The organism is Candidatus Villigracilis vicinus, from assembly GCF_016702885.1.
Classification (GTDB): Bacteria; Chloroflexota; Anaerolineae; order Anaerolineales; family Villigracilaceae; genus Villigracilis; species Villigracilis vicinus.
This window is the reverse complement of sequence record NZ_JADJDD010000030.1, coordinates 18976-35098: the sequence shown is the minus strand read 5'-3', so window position 1 is coordinate 35098 and position 16123 is coordinate 18976. Positions and strand designations below refer to the sequence as shown.

The 16123-nt window shown below is 49.5% G+C and carries 14 protein-coding genes; 8 read left to right on the top strand and 6 right to left on the bottom strand.

What is annotated here, in order from left to right:
• The first annotated feature begins 48 nt into the window (after positions 1-48).
• A complete protein-coding gene (locus IPG80_RS20945; protein ID WP_345111426.1) occupies positions 49-483 on the top strand; it encodes a DMT family transporter in 435 nt (144 codons plus the stop codon).
• Positions 484-577: 94 nt separating this feature from the next.
• Here IPG80_RS20945 and IPG80_RS20940 read toward each other — a convergent pair whose 3' ends face one another.
• The gene (locus tag IPG80_RS20940) at positions 578-2455 is read right to left on the bottom strand and encodes an ATP-binding protein (RefSeq protein ID WP_345111423.1); all 1878 of its coding nucleotides are present in this window, start codon (positions 2453-2455) and stop codon (positions 578-580) included.
• A gap of 2 nt (positions 2456-2457) precedes the next feature.
• Positions 2458-3717 carry a hypothetical protein gene (locus IPG80_RS20935; protein WP_345111421.1) on the bottom strand — a complete coding sequence of 420 codons (1260 nt, stop codon included), beginning with the start codon at positions 3715-3717 and terminating at the stop codon, positions 2458-2460.
• A gap of 187 nt (positions 3718-3904) precedes the next feature.
• On the opposite strand from IPG80_RS20935, the gene IPG80_RS20930 reads away from it, so the two are divergent.
• A complete protein-coding gene (locus IPG80_RS20930; RefSeq protein ID WP_345111418.1) occupies positions 3905-4672 on the top strand; it encodes a hypothetical protein in 768 nt (255 codons plus the stop codon).
• 38 nt (positions 4673-4710) lie between these two features.
• Here IPG80_RS20930 and IPG80_RS20925 read toward each other — a convergent pair whose 3' ends face one another.
• Together IPG80_RS20925 and IPG80_RS20920 are read right to left on the bottom strand one after the other, a co-directional pair.
• A complete protein-coding gene (locus IPG80_RS20925; protein ID WP_345111416.1) occupies positions 4711-6216 on the bottom strand; it encodes a hypothetical protein in 1506 nt (501 codons plus the stop codon).
• A 2-nt stretch (positions 6217-6218) separates the two neighbouring features.
• Positions 6219-6758: a class I SAM-dependent methyltransferase gene (locus IPG80_RS20920; RefSeq protein WP_345111414.1), complete on the bottom strand. Its 540-nt coding sequence runs from the start codon at positions 6756-6758 to the stop codon at positions 6219-6221.
• Between the two features lie 136 nt (positions 6759-6894).
• Here IPG80_RS20920 and IPG80_RS20915 point away from each other — a divergent pair, with 136 nt between their 5' ends.
• The 6 genes from IPG80_RS20915 (at position 6895) to IPG80_RS20890 (ending at position 14412) form a co-directional block, all read left to right on the top strand.
• Positions 6895-8136, top strand: coding sequence for an MFS transporter (locus IPG80_RS20915; protein WP_345111412.1), 1242 nt, complete (start codon positions 6895-6897; stop codon positions 8134-8136).
• A gap of 57 nt (positions 8137-8193) precedes the next feature.
• Positions 8194-9921, top strand: coding sequence for a DNA polymerase/3'-5' exonuclease PolX (polX, locus tag IPG80_RS20910; protein WP_345111408.1), 1728 nt, complete (start codon positions 8194-8196; stop codon positions 9919-9921).
• Between the two features lie 267 nt (positions 9922-10188).
• Positions 10189-10692: a hypothetical protein gene (locus IPG80_RS20905; RefSeq protein ID WP_345111406.1), complete on the top strand. Its 504-nt coding sequence runs from the start codon at positions 10189-10191 to the stop codon at positions 10690-10692.
• Positions 10693-10944: 252 nt separating this feature from the next.
• The gene (locus IPG80_RS20900; protein WP_345111404.1) at positions 10945-11220 is read left to right on the top strand and encodes a GNAT family N-acetyltransferase; all 276 of its coding nucleotides are present in this window, start codon (positions 10945-10947) and stop codon (positions 11218-11220) included.
• Between the two features lie 121 nt (positions 11221-11341).
• Positions 11342-13216 (top strand): ATP-binding protein, encoded by a 1875-nt coding sequence (locus IPG80_RS20895; RefSeq protein ID WP_345111401.1) that lies wholly within the window; start codon positions 11342-11344, stop codon positions 13214-13216.
• A 2-nt stretch (positions 13217-13218) separates the two neighbouring features.
• Complete coding sequence (locus tag IPG80_RS20890) at positions 13219-14412, top strand: hypothetical protein (RefSeq protein WP_345111398.1); 1194 nt, start codon at positions 13219-13221, stop codon at positions 14410-14412.
• A 60-nt stretch (positions 14413-14472) separates the two neighbouring features.
• Here the strand turns inward: IPG80_RS20890 and IPG80_RS20885 are convergent, their stop codons facing one another.
• Both IPG80_RS20885 and IPG80_RS20880 read right to left on the bottom strand, forming a co-directional pair.
• Positions 14473-14922, bottom strand: a complete 450-nt coding sequence (locus tag IPG80_RS20885) for a hypothetical protein (RefSeq protein ID WP_345111395.1) — start codon at positions 14920-14922, stop codon at positions 14473-14475.
• A gap of 46 nt (positions 14923-14968) precedes the next feature.
• Positions 14969-16120 carry a hypothetical protein gene (locus IPG80_RS20880; protein ID WP_345111392.1) on the bottom strand — a complete coding sequence of 384 codons (1152 nt, stop codon included), beginning with the start codon at positions 16118-16120 and terminating at the stop codon, positions 14969-14971.
• Positions 16121-16123 lie beyond the last annotated feature (3 nt).

Sequence of the window (16123 nt, the reverse complement as noted above, 5' to 3'; positions counted from 1 at the left end):
ACGCGGTGCATGTGTCGCTGCCGCTCAGGGTGACAAACATAGGAAAAAATGGATACTCTCTTTATCATTATCTTGATCGGTCTTGCAGGCGGCATGGCGATCGGATTGCAAGGTCCGCTTTCGAGTATGATCACGCAAAAATTAGGCTCGTTGGAAAGTGTCTTTATCATTCACCTTGGCGGTGCGATTGCGGCATTGATCCCCATGCTGTTTTTTGGGTCAAAACTGGGTCAATGGAAAAGCGTGCCGTGGTATGCGCTCGTAGCAGGTGCCTTTGGCTTGATCGTCATCACGGCGATGGGATATATGATTCCCCGTATCGGCGCGGCGGGCGCGTTGATCACTTTATTGGCTGGGCAGATTTTGGTGGCGTCTTTCCTCGACCATTTCGGTCTGCTCGGTATGACTCCGCGGGCGATCGATCTTCAACGCATTATAGGCTTTGGTGTGGTGATGGTAGGGGTGTGGTTGACAGTAAGATAAGTTCTTAAAAGACGATGGACGATAGACCATTGACCATGATCTATCGTCCATTTTTTGTTTTCTATCGTCCATCGTCAATGGTCTATCGTCTGTACTACTCCATCGTCACGATATGCTCGTGGATCAAATGCGAGTACCTATTCTGCAAGCGGATGAAATGATTCTGGATCGCATCCGCCTCGGAGCCTTCGAGGACGAGGAAACGTCCCTTCTCGACGCCTTCGCGGGCGATCTCGCGGCACACGGCTTCAGCGACGAGTTCCGCTAAAAGCACCTGACCCGGCATGGTAGTGTCGAGGCGGTTATTCTCGTCCAAATACCGTTTTACCGAAGGCGCGTTCGTGGCGATGACGATGCTCGAATTGACGCGGTCAAAGTACACGCGCTGACGTGGGTCCATACGGTCATCGAAGCGAATGTCGTTGAAGAGTGCATTCTTGCTTCGAGTGGGTGGCGCGGGCAACGCTTCTTTTTTGGAATGCACCTGTACCATGGCTTGGGCGTGCATCTTGTTGACTCGTGCAATGATCAAGCCCTCCCCACCGACCTGACGACCCTCCACCCGCACGATCGCTTCACCCACACTCGGGTCTGCCTTGTGCGGTTTCAGTTTCACCTTGGGGGTCAGCACGATCACTTCATCGCTATTGGATTCGATCGCGACGACATCGTTTGGTTTGGCTTTCTTGGTAATGTCTGCTCGTAAAATGAGTGAAAGGGTGCGACCCGTTTGCACATAGGCACGCTCAGGGAAGAACAACATACCAGAAGCAGGCAATTGAATGCGCGACTCACCGTCCTTGCGATTGCTGAGTTCGTTCAACGCAATATGATTTAACTCATGCAAGGCGCGGTCGATCTTATTTCTTAATTGCTTGTCGAGCTTGGTTTGCTCCTCACGGATCGCATGCTTGCGTTCCTTTTCGATCAACGGTTCGATCTTGGCTTCCACGGCAAGGCGCAGTGCCTTCGCGAACGGATGTGACCAGTTGATGCCATCACGGGTGGCAGTGAGGACCGGCTCATCGTTCTTCAATAGGTCATGCAGATAATCGCATTGCATCGAGCCGTAGAAATATGCCGCCACCGGATCATTCTCGTACTTGAGCATGGTCAGCGACAAGACCATGCCCTTGCTGATAACCAGCAAGCCGCCATCGGCGTAATCGCCTTCCTCGCCGCGTGTGGATAACTGGATCGATGAGCGATTTAGTTCCAACTTCACCCAAGCGGGGTAATCGGGAATCTTGATGCGTTCACTCAAGACCTTTACGCCCTTGGGCGCTTTGTAGCTAAGTTCATGCTCCTGCTTTACCGTCCACTCCGCGGTCATCTCGCGCAAAATGATCTTGCGCTTGGGGTTGCTCATGATCGGGCGCAGTTCAAAATGACGCTGTAAATAATTACGGAAGTTATCGAACTGCGGCACTTTCACATCATCACGTGAGACGATGATCTCAATGATCGTGCCGTTGCCTTCAAGAATCCCATACTGTTGGCGCACCGGCACCAATGCCCGCACGGGTTCATCCAGAGAAAAGGTCGGCACGCCGTTTTTAACCAGCAGTGAACACGAATAGAAATTGCCGCCTTTGAACGAACGCACATACCCATGCCCCAGCCCGAAGATCGAATCCTTCAAGCCGCGCCCCCACATGCCGCGTACATTCTTATCTTCCTTAATACCGCTGGTCGCCTCGCCGTAGGTACCCACTACTTTATCCATGCGTGAGTCGTTCATGCCTTCGGCATTGTCCCAAATGCGAATGGTCGAATTCTTATGCCTGCGCAGCACATCAATATAAATTTCGCCGCTTACAGACCAGCCTGCCTGTTCGAGGCGCAGATAGCTGTCGTTGCTATTGGTGATGATCTCGACCAACGCGCGGAACGCATCCTTGCGAATCGCCTGATCTGCCTGCTGAATGGCAACGCGGTCGGCGTATTGTAATTTTCTACTGCTTCCTGCCATGACTATTTTTTACCTTTAACTTTTGAAATCAATAAATTCGAAAAACTTTCTTCACAAAATTCCAGGAACGCGATCAAGTCCGTGCGGAAGTGGATACCGGCGTAGCGCTTGAATAACTCAACATTCCGTTTCAAAGTCTCTGCCGAGGATTCCATCGTGGCGAATAGCATATTTCTGAAATCGAATTCGCCGATCTGGGCACGCTTGCCGTTGCGCCGATACAGTTGATACGCATCTGAACGTTCGATCTGTTTGATGACCTTGGCGGCTTTATCTTTTTCTTCCTTGGATGCTGCCACCGGAGCCAATACTTCTACTTTGACGGGCTGCTTCGCTTCTTCCTTAACCTTGGGCTTGATTGCCGGAGCCTCAGCTTTTTTCCACGCTGCGGGCGGCGGAGTGAGCGCCATGGTCATTTGGGTCGCTTGGGCGTTTTTTGTTTTTTGCACCTTTGGCGTTTCGATCTTCGCCACAGGCGCCGCCTTGACCTGTTCCTTCTTTGGCACTTTTGCCTTCACCTTTACGGCAGGTTTGCTAATCTGCCCTTTGGATTTGGGCGCAGTCTTGATCTGGTTTGGCTTGGGCTGTGCTTTTACTTTTGCTGCAAGCTTTACCGTCTTCTTTAAAGATGGTTTTGGTTTGGGCGCTGGTTTCTTCTTAACCGGCGCAATGACTTTGGCGGTCTCCGCTTTTGGTTTGACCTTCGGTTTCGCAGTCGGTTTCTTTGTCTTTTTAACCTGCTTCTTTTCAATCGTTTTTGCAGGTTGTACTTTCTTGTCCGTTTTTACGGATTGAATTGGCTTTTCTTTCAAACGTGGAGCCGCTTCAACTTTTTCTTCCACCTTGACGGGCACAGGCGTTTCTTCTTTTTGGATGACAGGTGCGGGTTCTTCCACTTTGGGTGGCATGGGCAGAGACACCCTCAGCGCCTTTGCGGTTTGTCTGGCAACCTGCCTGCCCTTTCCCTTAACTTCGAATCCCTCTGCCGGGCTGCCTTTGAGGAGTCCCTTTTCTTTGGCGTCATGCAGACGGCGGGTCACCAGGGCTGAGTCGGGCCAGTAGAAGTAGTTTTTTAGTGCAAAACTGTGCGGGAAGAAGCGGAAGCAGGTCGAAACGATCTCTTCGACCGCGACCGGAGCGGCGTCGGCTTGTAAAACTTGAACGGCAAAAACGACCAACTCCCCGGCGGGGATGGATGCGTAAGCGTCCAGTTTGAATTCGGACGAGCTTTTCGTAATAACAGGTAACGCCTCGGATGACATAAGTCGATGTGCCTTGTTGAAGGGTGGAATTTTGTAATTTTACACTGGTTATCTGCCAAAGGACCATGCGGATAGTACCAAAGGCATGCTAGTTTACACGATAAATCAGACCTTTGTCCTATTTCATAACGATGTTCACATCCATATAATTTGGCGAGTTGTTCAAATTACACAGGAGTTATCATTCATGTATACCTATCCCCTCAAGTTTGAGTTTCCGATGATCAGCATTGGTCGTCAGGTGGATGTCACCAATGGCGATGGCAGATTTATTATGCGTGCCATTGATCCATTCTTTTCTTTCAAAGATTCCATTCAGATCATTGATGGCAGCGGCAATGAAGTGATGCGGGCAAATGGAGATACCTCCTTTCGTTTCATGTTCAGACTGTTCAGCTTCTCATTTGATTGGTCGATTACCACACCCGATGAAAAGATGATTGCCCATATTGACCGTTACTGGGCGCGTATGGAAGAATTCAAGAACGTAACTGATATAGGTCCTTCATATGGTGATGCCGGTTTGTCTGTAGGGAAAATAGTAGGCGCCATGGTTGCCACAGATGTTAATTACAATATTCGAAATAATATTCCGCGCAGATTAGTGTATGAAGTTTTGGATCGCGAAGGCGGCAGTGTACTCGGTTGGATCGTCCCCTCACGCGGCACTGGGTGGGTTGACTATTTGGAAAACTTTTTGCCCTATGCCACCCGCAGGCAGATTCTAAACCTGCCATTTATATCGCGGGCATATGCACCTTCGTATGAATTTAAAATTGGTGACCTTTATTCACCTACTGTATTGGTATTAAAAAAGCAACGCGACCTGTTCGTGGACAAATATGTCCTTGAGAAAACAGGCGAGCTGACCGATCAGCAGGAACGTTGGGCGATCCCGGCGTTGACACTTGCAACCATGTTCGAACGTCAGCGTTTCAAGGATATGACCAATTAGAAATAAAAATACAGCCCGATATTGATCGGGCTGTATTTTTATTGACCCTTATAACCATAGACCCTGACGTTGTTCTCGCTGTCTTCAAAGGCTGGCACAAATATTTCTGGTGAAGTCTCAAGGATAAGCAGGATCTCTTTTACATCTTTAGTCAACTCTGTAGATTTGGGGGATTGCAGTAACGGCGCAATAATAATGTAGTCAATTCCCTGATTATCAAGATACTGCTGCAAGTCTTGTCCGTTCTTTGGGAAGTTGATGGTCTTGCGCTGCACATGTACATAGGCTGGCACAGGTTCATTCACCATCACGAGCGCATCTGCCGGGGCGTTCTCTGCCACCCAGCTTGCACCAATGGAGAGATCTGTCATCTGTTCGCGGATAGGGGAACGCCAGTCTTGTAGGTTGCGTGCGATCATTACAACCGAGATAAAAAGTGTGACGGCAAATAAACTGCGTGTAGTCGTGGTTGTGTTTTGCGTGAACAAAGTGCTTAACAACCACTGAACCCCACGTAAAAAGTAAAAATATAGCAGGGGCAAGATCGGGGTCAAGAAGCGTGCTTTCACGCTTCCCACTTGCGGATTCCAAAATGCCAAAATACCAGCCATGTAAATGACAAAATAAATATGCATCCACTCGAACTTGAGTTTGGTGGTGAGCATGCCCAACACAAGCAAGAACAAGATGGCGATATTTAATAGAAGGAACAGCCAACTGAACATCGTATCCAGCCGCGTGCCGAAGATCGGAATTAATGATCCTGCAAGAACCTGATTCAAGTAGCCGGATGCATTTGACCAGACTTGCCCAGCCTTCTCGATCATTGACCCGCTCAACACCTGCGCCTCATAGCCCGATGAGATGACGGTCCCGCCGTTGCGGAGGTTGATTCCGGCTTGGATGAGGAACCCAATAACGAATAGGGCTGCCACGAAACTCAAATCTTTGAACCGACGCTTAAGCAGCAAAAGGATGAGCAGCGAGGCGATAAGTGCGATCCCGATCGTGCGGACCTGCTGCGTGTAAAAAGCGAGAATTGCAGCAAGGATAAGCCAGCCAAGTTTCTTATCATCAACTTTGTCAAAGGTGAGCAATGCCAGCAGAGAGAAGAACAAGTACGCAGACTCAGACATCACCGTGACCGATGTGCCGATCAGCAGCGGATTCAATGCTACCAGTGCGGTGAGAATTTCAAGGTAGGGAGAATTCAGCCGTTTCGAGAACAGCTTATAGACCCATAAAATAGATACCAGCCAAAGCACAAGCGAAACGACCTTGAGCGCATCATAATTTTTTGGGAAGGCCAATGTGAACGGCGCAAGCACAAGCGGCCAGCCCGGCGGGAAGTTCCGCTCGATCTGCGGGCGTGGGAAGTTGATGAGCTCATAGCCCTGTCCGCTGGCGAGGCTTTCGGCAAGGATGATGTACTTGGCGTCGTCGTAGGAAGTGCCGATCTGGAGAGAGTCAAAACGCAGAATGGCAAGGGCTGCGCTTGCAAGAATAAGCCCCATCACGAAGAGGTTTGAGTTTCGTTGAGACATATCTATTGATCAGCCTTGGTGGTCAGTGCGGAATAGAACTCGCGCAAAAAGCTAGAGGGGTGGGTGGCAAGTAGAAGCGGATCTGAGTAGCCAGCTTCTTTTGCCAGCTTCCCGAATGTTTGGAGTGTGAATGGGTATGGAACCCACGGGTTGCCCGAATCTACGTTGTATTCGATGACGATGAGTTTGCCGTTTGGTTTTAGAAATGTCTTGATGTGTTCCAAGACCTTCACCCTATCTTTGAAGTAATGTAGAGAGTTGGCGGCAAGGATGCCATCGAGCGGCGGAAGGTTGATGCTGCGAGAAAAATCCCCAACTTGTGTTTGCAGATTTTCGAGACTACCAAAACGCGCTTGATACGACCGCTTCAATTGTTCAAGGCTGGATTTGTCCTTATCCACGGCATGGATGGTGGTGGCGGCACCCAGCACCTCGCGTAAGGCAAGGGTAAAGGCGCCGGAGCCCGCTCCGAGGTCCGCCCAGGAGCCGCCTTTATCCAAAGAAGCCGGGCGCAATAGGTTAACATGGTCTGTGTGATCCATAGGTGAATCGTATCATACCCATGATCCTGAGGGTTGTCATGAAATTTAAGACTCCCTTTTCAATCTTATGAAAAGGGCTAAGTCTTTAAATCTACGAATGGTATCATACACACCATCTCCGAAAATAGGATTTGAAATGGAAAACTCTACGTACCACGATCCCTATGCGCCGCTGCGTTTTAGAGATTATCGCTTGCTGCTCAGTGGGCGCTTTATCAGCTCATTTGCAAATGAGATGCTGTCCTTTGCCATCAGTTGGGAGCTATGGCTGCGTACACACAGCGCTTTTGCCTTGGGCATGGTGGGATTGGTGCAGGTGGTGCCGGTGATTCTGCTGTCTTTGCCAGCCGGACATGTGGCAGATCAATATAATCGTCGTCGTATTGTCATTATCAGTGAAGTTTTGATCGCCCTGTGTGTGATTGCTTTGGGCTGGCTTTCCTATACCGAAGGGTCGCTGGTTTTGATTTATATCTCATTATTGGGAATTGGCATCGCTCGCGCTTTTAATGAACCAGCTTCTTCAACGCTGACTCCAGAGACCGTGCCGCCGGAATTATTTTCGCAAGCCGCCACATGGGGCAGCGGAGTCTGGCACTTCGCCTCGATCACCGGACCGGCATTGGCTGGCTTGCTCGTGGGCTTTTTCCACTCTGTCACTTTTATCTACATCTATGCGGCGCTCTCTGCTGTAACGTATTGTGTACTCATTTCTTTGATCAAAGGTAGGCAGTTGCCGTTGGCAGAAAAATCTGCCACACTGGATTCGGTCCGTGAAGGTCTGCGCTTTATGTGGACCACAAAAGTGATCCTTGCTGCGATCACGCTGGACATGTTCGCTGTTCTCTTCGGCGGAGCCGTGGCATTACTGCCCATCTACGCTACTGATATTCTGAATGTGGGCGCACAGGGACTGGGCATTTTGCGGGCAGCGCCGTCGCTTGGCGCTTTGGCGATGGCATTTCTCATTGCACATTTACCGCCCATGAGGAATGCAGGCAAGACCTTATTGTTCGCTGTGACTGGTTTTGGTTTGGCGACCATGGTCTTTGGTCTTTCAACTAACTTCTTACTCTCGGTCATTATGCTTGTGCTGCTTGGCGGCTTTGATAACATTAGTGTGGTGATTCGCAGTACCCTCATGTTGACCCAAGTGCCCGATGAAATGCGTGGACGTACTTCAGCAGTGAATAATATCTTCATCGGCGTCTCGAATGAGCTTGGCGCTTTTGAGTCGGGCTTTGTCGCGGCACTCGTAGGACCCGTAATCACAGTAGTGGGTGGAGGCATAGGGACCATTCTGGTCGTGCTGGCAATTGCCCGCATTTTCCCTGAGATGCGAAAGTTGAAATCGTTGGATGTGCCAAAGCAACCATAAATCGTATAAAGGTGCTAGCCGCTTGTTGCCTTATAATTGACCTATTAGAGGTGCCCCATGATGAATAACAAACAACTTGCTGGTGTATTTACGCTCATAGCCAATTTGCTTGAGATCAAAGGTGAGATCATTTATAAGACGCTTGCCTATCGCAAAGCATCAGAGAGTCTCGATACGCTCGGGCGTGAAGCCAGTGAGTATTGGAAAGAGGGGAAACTGGCTGACATCCCCGGTGTGGGCAAAGCCATTGCCGAAAAAATTGACGAGTTGCTCAACACGGGCAAACTTGAATTTCTTGAAAAGTTGAAGAAAGAAGTGCCAGAGAGTTTGGCGGGCTGGTTGCAAGTCCCTTCGTTGGGACCCAAGAAGATCGCCATGATCTGGAAAGCACTGAACATCACCACGCTCCCTGAACTGGAAGCGGCGGCGAAAGCGGGTAAACTAAAAGACCTGCCCGGCATGGGCGCCAAATCAGAAACTGCAATTCTCGAAGGAATCGCTTCGTTGGCACGACGCTCGGGAAGACTCCCCTTAGGCAAGGCGTATCCACTGGTACAGGAGATCATCAAGGTTCTCAAAGCTGTAAAAGGCGTTGTGGATGTGCAACCCGCTGGCAGTTTAAGAAGGATGCGTTCGACCGTTGGTGATCTTGATATCCTTGTCGCAGCCAAAGATTCGGCGCCAGTGATGGATGCCTTTGTCAACTTAAAAGGTGTGGAGCGTGTGCTGGGGCGCGGTGAATTCAAAGCCAGTATTGAATTCTTTGATGGCGTGCGCGCACAGGTTTGGGTGCATCCGCCACAGGAATTTGGAACCGCACTGCAATATGCCACTGGCTCGAAAGACCATAATGTTCAATTGCGGCAAATTGCGTTGGATAAGGGGTTGTCGCTTTCGGATCATTCATTTAAGAAAATAAAAGGTGGGCAAGAGATATTCTGTGCCACCGAAGAGGAAGTGTATAAGACGCTCGGCTTGCAATATGTCCCGCCGGAGATGCGTGAAGACCGCGGCGAGGTGGAGGCGGCGAAGGCGAATAAACTTCCCAAGCTGATCCAGGTCAAAGACATCAAGTCTGATCTGCATATGCATTCGACATATAGCGACGGCAAACTATCCATGCTCGATATGGCGCGTGAAGCCATCAAGCGCGGATTGAAGGTCATCACGTTCACCGATCACTCCGTCAGCCTTGGCGTGGCAAATGGTTTGTCCATTGAAAGACACAAACAGCAAGCCGCTGAGATCAAAAAGATTCAAAAACAACTTGGGGATGAGATTCTGATCTTGCACGGCAGCGAAGTGGAAATTAAAGCCGATGGGTCATTGGATTATCCGGATGAATTCCTCGCCTCGCTCGACCTCGTAGTTGCCTCTCTCCATTCGAGTTTGCGCCAGCCGAGAGAGAAGGTCACCCAGCGCTTGTTGAATGCGATCAACAATCCGCATGTCGATATCATCGGTCACCCTACCGGACGCGAAATTCCTGATAGAGAAGGTGCAGACCTGGACATGGAAGCCGTCTTTCAAGCCGCCGCGAAATCGGGCGTGGCATTGGAGATCAACGCCCATCCCTCACGCCTCGACCTCGATGATGCTTTTGCCCGCCGCGCCAAAGACTTGGGTGTGCTCATCAGCATCAACACCGATTCGCATGCAGGTGATGGCTTTGACGTACTTCCTTATGGTATTGCCACCGCACGCCGTGCCTGGCTCGAACCGAAGGATGTCATCAATACCTGGACGCCAAAGAAGTTAACAGATTGGTTGAAGAAGAGAGGATAGGATGTTTTCGTTTCTCAAACCATCGTTATTAAAGGTCGTCCTGTTTATTGCATTGTTTATGCTCTCTGGCTGGTTTTGGAGCATTTATGTCATTTCTCGAATTTCGGATACTTTTCCGTTCGGTTTCCCGTTTCAATTCTTCCTTGCCTGGGGACCCTGTCGACCTGGTGAAAATTGTTCAGAGTTCAATGGGTTGTATCTGGTTTTAGACATTCTGATTTGGTATGTCGTTGGTGCTTGGATCGTGAGTCGCTTCAAGAGGAATGAATGAGCGAATCGAAGGAAGTCAAACCGTTGCCGCCCTGGGTGAGTGGTTGTGTCGTTCTGATCATGTCCCTTTCCTTTTTTGGGATGGGGCTTTTTATTATGTTGATCTCGTTTGATGTCATCCCAACACCGCCGGAAAATTTCAATGCGCCGCGTATTGTTGTTGCGGCGGCAGGGTTGGTTTTTGCGCTGGCGGGATTAATGATCTTTCTTGGCGGTAGTTTTTCAGAAGAGGAAATGAACAAGCCTTTTCTGGCTTGGGTCTGGTTTTTGCTGCGTTTGGCAGTGATGGTTGCATTTTCAAGTGTATTTTTATGGGTGGGGTTTGGTCCGGGTGAGCGGGAATTTCAAACTACATCTTCATTTGGAGGCATCACTTCAACTGGGGAAGGGAGTTCCTTCTTTGGTCGGTTCTTGTTCGGTGGGGCAGGTGCGTTATTTGGCTTGGTCACTTTGTGGGTCTCCTATGCGAGTTTTCGCAAATTGATCCAAAAGTCACTTTAACTTCCATTCAATTGCGAAATGATGAGCAGTAAGGAATGCCAATAAGGGCGGCGCCTGGCGGAAAACTTTCACAATGAAGGATGAGGATGCGCAACATGGATGCTACGATTCGCACAGTTACCAAGGCCGATCGGGATGATTGATTCAAAATGCGCAAAGGCATCTGTCCCGAGGCTCCCGATGAATATCTACTATCTGATATGGACGTAATCCTTGCCAGTGAGGAAAATGCTGTCTTTGTGGTAATTGTAGATGGCACGGATGATCGAGGCGTGTTTACGGGATTATGGTGAAGGTTGTACGACCAGCCCGGTGGGGTATATCGAAGGGTGGTATTTATATCCACAACTTAGACGCCAAGGGCTGGCAGGGCTGTTGGTAGATGCAGCAGAGAATTGGGCACGAAATTTGGGATGCACCGAAATGGCATCGGATACCTGGCTGAGTAACGAGGAGAGTATCCGTGCGCACCTGAAACTGGGCTATTCAGAGGTGGAGCGTTTGGTGCATTTCGTCAAGCGAATTTAAGCTACAAAAAAGAGAAAGTCACTTATTTTTAGCCCTTTCTGACATTATAATAATGTTACATTTTCGATCTTTTTGGAGCCAAACTGTATAATGCCTCTGGCAATTTTGTACAGGTTTTCACATGAGCATTCGCCTCAAGGTAGCTCTGCCATTCCTTTTACTAACCGTGGTCGTTTCAGTGATCGGGGTTTATGTTGTTACGCGCCTCGTCACCGGGACTTTGACAGAGCGTTTGACCAATCAACTCCTCGAGTCGGGCAGGGTGGTCTCTGATAGTTTTATCCGGCAGGAGGGGCAACATGTTAAAGAAGCTATCCGCATCATCTATACCGCAGGGTTGGCAGATGCCGTGGATAATGATGATCGTGAAACCGTATTGAAGATCGTGGAACCGGCATTCGGCTCAGGCACAATCGAAAATTTGATCATTGTGTCACCGCAGGGGAAAGAGATCCTGCATTTGCTCAGGGATACCACGGGGGAGATTATTGTCGTTGAGCAGGATACGGGGGCACCTCAGTCGCCGATCGTGATTCCCTTTTTAGAAGAACGTAATCCAGACGATCCTCCCCGGCGCGCATTGGGAGGGAATCAAGTTGATGATGAGGTTTATTACTATACTGCCATGCCGATCTCGGTGGATGGCAGGTTTGGTGGGGTTATTATTCTCGGAACATCGATTAAAACACTTTTACCTGCTTTCAAACAAGTGGCACTTGCAGATATTGTCCTCTATGGGAATACCGGGCAGGCGATCTCCACAACGATCGGCGCCGCAGATGAAGAAATGCTTTCATTGTTGAATATCCCGGAGGACCAATACCTTGAGATCATCAACACCAAAGAGAACCTGGTCACAGGTGTAAATATCGAAGTGTCGGGTCGGCAATTTACAATTGGACGTGCCCCTATACAGATCGGAAACGACCGGATCGGGGTCTTTGCCGTGGCATTGCCGACCGATTTTGTAGTTCAATTCGGCGCGAGCAATCGTACCGTTTACGTGCTCGTTTTTACTGCCTTGATGCTGGCAGTGGTTGTCATCGGATATTTTGTTTCACGCATGATCATTGTCCCATTGTATTCATTGGTAAATACTTCACAAGCCATTGCCGGAGGTGATTTAAACCGAAGGACCGGCATTCGCACCGGGGATGAGATCGGGGCATTGGCGAACACATTTGATGAAATGACTTCCCGCTTGCAGGATCGAACCATCGAACTTGAAGAGAAAAACGAGACCCTTCGTAAGATGGATAAGACCAAGACCAATTTCATTCAGATCTCGGCGCATGAATTGCGAACCCCGTTGACCCTTATTATGGGGTATTCCCAAATGCTTGAACAGGACCTCAAGAACAACCCTGAATTACAAAACCTCGCCCAGGGAATCCTGGAGGGGGCCGAACGCATGACCGATGTAGTGGATAGCATGTTGGATGTATCTCGCATCGATAGCAATTCCCTCGTGTTACGCAAGATCGATACACATGTGAATCTCATCATCCGTAAAGTGTACAAGGAATTTGGATCTGCGTTTGAAGAACGGAGCATCAGGTTTGATACCGAAAACCTGGAGAAACTTCCGTCCGTATGTGCCGACCCGGAGATGCTTCAAAAAGTCTTTTATCATTTGGTAATGAATGCGATCAAATACACACCCGATGGCGGGCAGGTGAAGGTTTCAGGACGATATGTCAATGGCGTTGTGCCGCCTCAGTTGGAGATCACTGTCTGTGACACTGGCATTGGTGTGGACCCTGGCATGCACGAAATGATCTTCCAAAAATTTAACCAGACCGGCGAAGTGCTTCTGCATTCCTCGGGTAAGACCAAGTTCAAAGGCGGCGGTCCCGGTCTTGGGCTTGCCATTGCGCGTGGTATTGTGCATGCACACGGCGGGCGCATCTGGGTGGAAAGTTCCGGGCATGATGAAGAGAAATTCCCAGGCAGTAAATTTATTGTTTCGCTTCCAGCTCAAAAGAAGGAGAGCTGACCATGAATACAGGAAACCATGAACGGCGCGATCTAACCCTGCTTATCTTTATTATTCCTATTGGCATTTTTCTGATCGTTATTGTTGGGCAAATGGCGGTTCGTTTGGTTCCGATCTGGAGTGTGAATGCAGATATGCACTCGAACCTGGAGCCAAATGTTGGTTCTGCCCGTCCGTTCGCATTGCTTGAACCGATTCTGCCTCAAATTCTCACACCGATGGCATGGGCGGAGAGTTACCTCACCCCCGGCGCGGAAATATCTTTTCCTCCCTTCCTTTCTTTTGAGCCAAGTGCCACCCCTTCCGCGCCATCTGCTGCAGCTACAACAGAGACACCAACGGCCTCCGCCACACCCGTGCCAACTGGAACGAGCGCTACAGCTAGTGTTACCCCCCCAACTTCCTCCTCCATATGTGAGGATGCAAATGCTTTAAATTATGGCGACTCTTTGCCGTGTGATTATCCATCTACCTCTCCGCCGCCTACAACTTGCACAGATCCATTGGCAAATAATCAGGGACAGGCTCTGCCGTGTACATATCCGCCGCCTCCACCGGTTTGCCCTGGAGCAAACAACCCGAATGGACCCCTGCCATGCGATTATGGTGATGTTTCAACAGTGGATACAGGTATGTATGGAACGCCAGTCTCGCCGCTCCCTGCAGAAATTGCAGTTGGCGGCCCGCCTGATAACGTTACTGCTGAGTTGGCAGATGAGACTTATATAGTGATTAGCCTGCGTGTACGAGTGGAAAGTATTCCGGATAATAATTACGATCTTGTTCTATATGAATATAACAATTCGGAAATCGTATACTTGGATCGGGTCGTTGTTGGTATATCAAAAGTGAACACTGGCAGCTACTATGAGGTTTTTAACTGGGGGAACCCCGACAGAGATACCAATACCAATGTGGATACTGCCGATCTGGTAGCCAGCGCAGATTGCCCCACAAACACTGAGTGTGATGACCGTCACTTTAACAATAACCCTGCCAGTCCGGCGGAACCTGGGAACCCGAATTCCCTTTATAACGGAACTGGTATTCTGATCGATGTGGACACTGCATCAAGCAGCCCGCCGCCGGGTGATTATGACTTTGTGTATATCTTTTCACCTTCGGGTGGTTCGGCAGGCGGCACACATGTTGATGCAGTTCAAACGGTTGAAGTGCCTACTCCGCCAACCCCATAGATAAAAAAACTCCCGCAGTCTAAAATTTGAGCGGGAGTTTTTTTATTTGTATTGATGTTTTTAATTTTCAATGAAAAAGGTATTTATTTTATCCATAAGAGCGGGGTTGAGTTTGGGCATCCTGCCGCTTTCACTGGTGACAGCGAGCAGCAGGCTGGCTATCAAGGTTACGAGAATGAGAAAATTGGAAAAATGTAACATAGTCTTTTTGTAATGTGACCTGCGCAGGATCAGCCAATATCCGAAAATTGCCAGCAGGGTGATCTGCGAAATGACATCCACAAGGAAGCGCATTTGACCATAGTAATACAGCAGCAGGGAGGTCAAGCTGATGAGGAAGGACCCGCCCAATAGATAGATCGTCAGGGGTTGTGCACTAAATGGAGAGCTTGCTCTCTTTTTCAGGAAAGGCAGGATGGCGAGTACTAGGAATGGTGCGAAAGCCAGAATGCCTGTGACATTCCCGGCTGCATAGAGTTTGGGTTCGGTAATGCCCCGGCTTTGTAACATGGCGGAATACCCAATCGGGCGAATGAAGGGGAAGCTAGTAATAAAGTCAAACGGCTGCAATATATATGCACCGATATTGTATGGCAGGTAGTCTGCCTGAAAGGCGAGCGGCATGTCGCGGTTCAGGTTGTAGATGGTGATCTGGTAACGCAGACCAAATTCGAGCGGAGAGTCGAAGCGCGCCCAGTTGTAAGCTCCGAGGAGAAGCGCTCCGGCAGCAAGGGGAGTCAACAGGGCAGCGGCAAAGGTCATCCAGTTTTTGGGTTGGTCTTTCCAGAACCAGAATGCAGTCAGCGCGATCAGGAACAATATTGGGATGACATTGATGGCTCGCGAACCAACGGAACATGCCCAAAAAAAGACCAGCCAGGAATAGATACCGTTTTTTTACTTCATTTTCGAAGGCAAGGATGATGAAATAGATCCCACCGATGAGGAAAAATTGCCCCGCGCCGATCGCCGCTTCGTACACATCCGGGATGCTGAGCGACCAGGGAATAGGCAGCACCAAGCCGACGACGAAGATCGAAACGATGATGTTCCATGCAGGAATGTCTGTAAAGAACTTCCGCCAGATCTTCACGATGATGAGCGAGTTAAATATAAGCAGCCCACACAGGAAAAAGAAGACGGGGTACATATCAGCCAGGCGGGTCTTCAGCACAAGTTGCACCGGCGTCATCAGCACTGCAGGGACGGGTCCCCAATATAAATATAATTTGCCTTTGTAGAGGGATAAATCCCAGACATCGTCATCGAAGGCGGGGCGTCCTTCTGAGTTGTAGGGGTCGGCTGCGGCGAGAAGTGCAGCGCCCGGCTCTACATCCACATGCAATTGCCCTTTGCCGAAGGCATCTGCTAAAAGCGAATAGTAATGCGTGGATGCCCGCCATTCTGTGAAGGTGCCGAAGGTGATGTACCAGGTGTAAATAATAAAAATGAATGCCCAGAGGTGAGCAAACAATACGACCGTCTTGGTTGTTTCAGCTGAGGTGAAAGATGTGCGTTGTTTAAATAGAACGAGTGCGGTAATGATGAGTGCCATGCCAAGCAGGAACAGGAAGAGACGCGAACGACCCCAATCGGGAGTTGGATCCATGCCCAGCGTGTGAGCAAAGATGGCAAAACAAACACTTACCAACCCATCTGCGAATATTAGGATCGGAATGTAATGGTTTGGGATGGAGTCTCGCTGCATGGC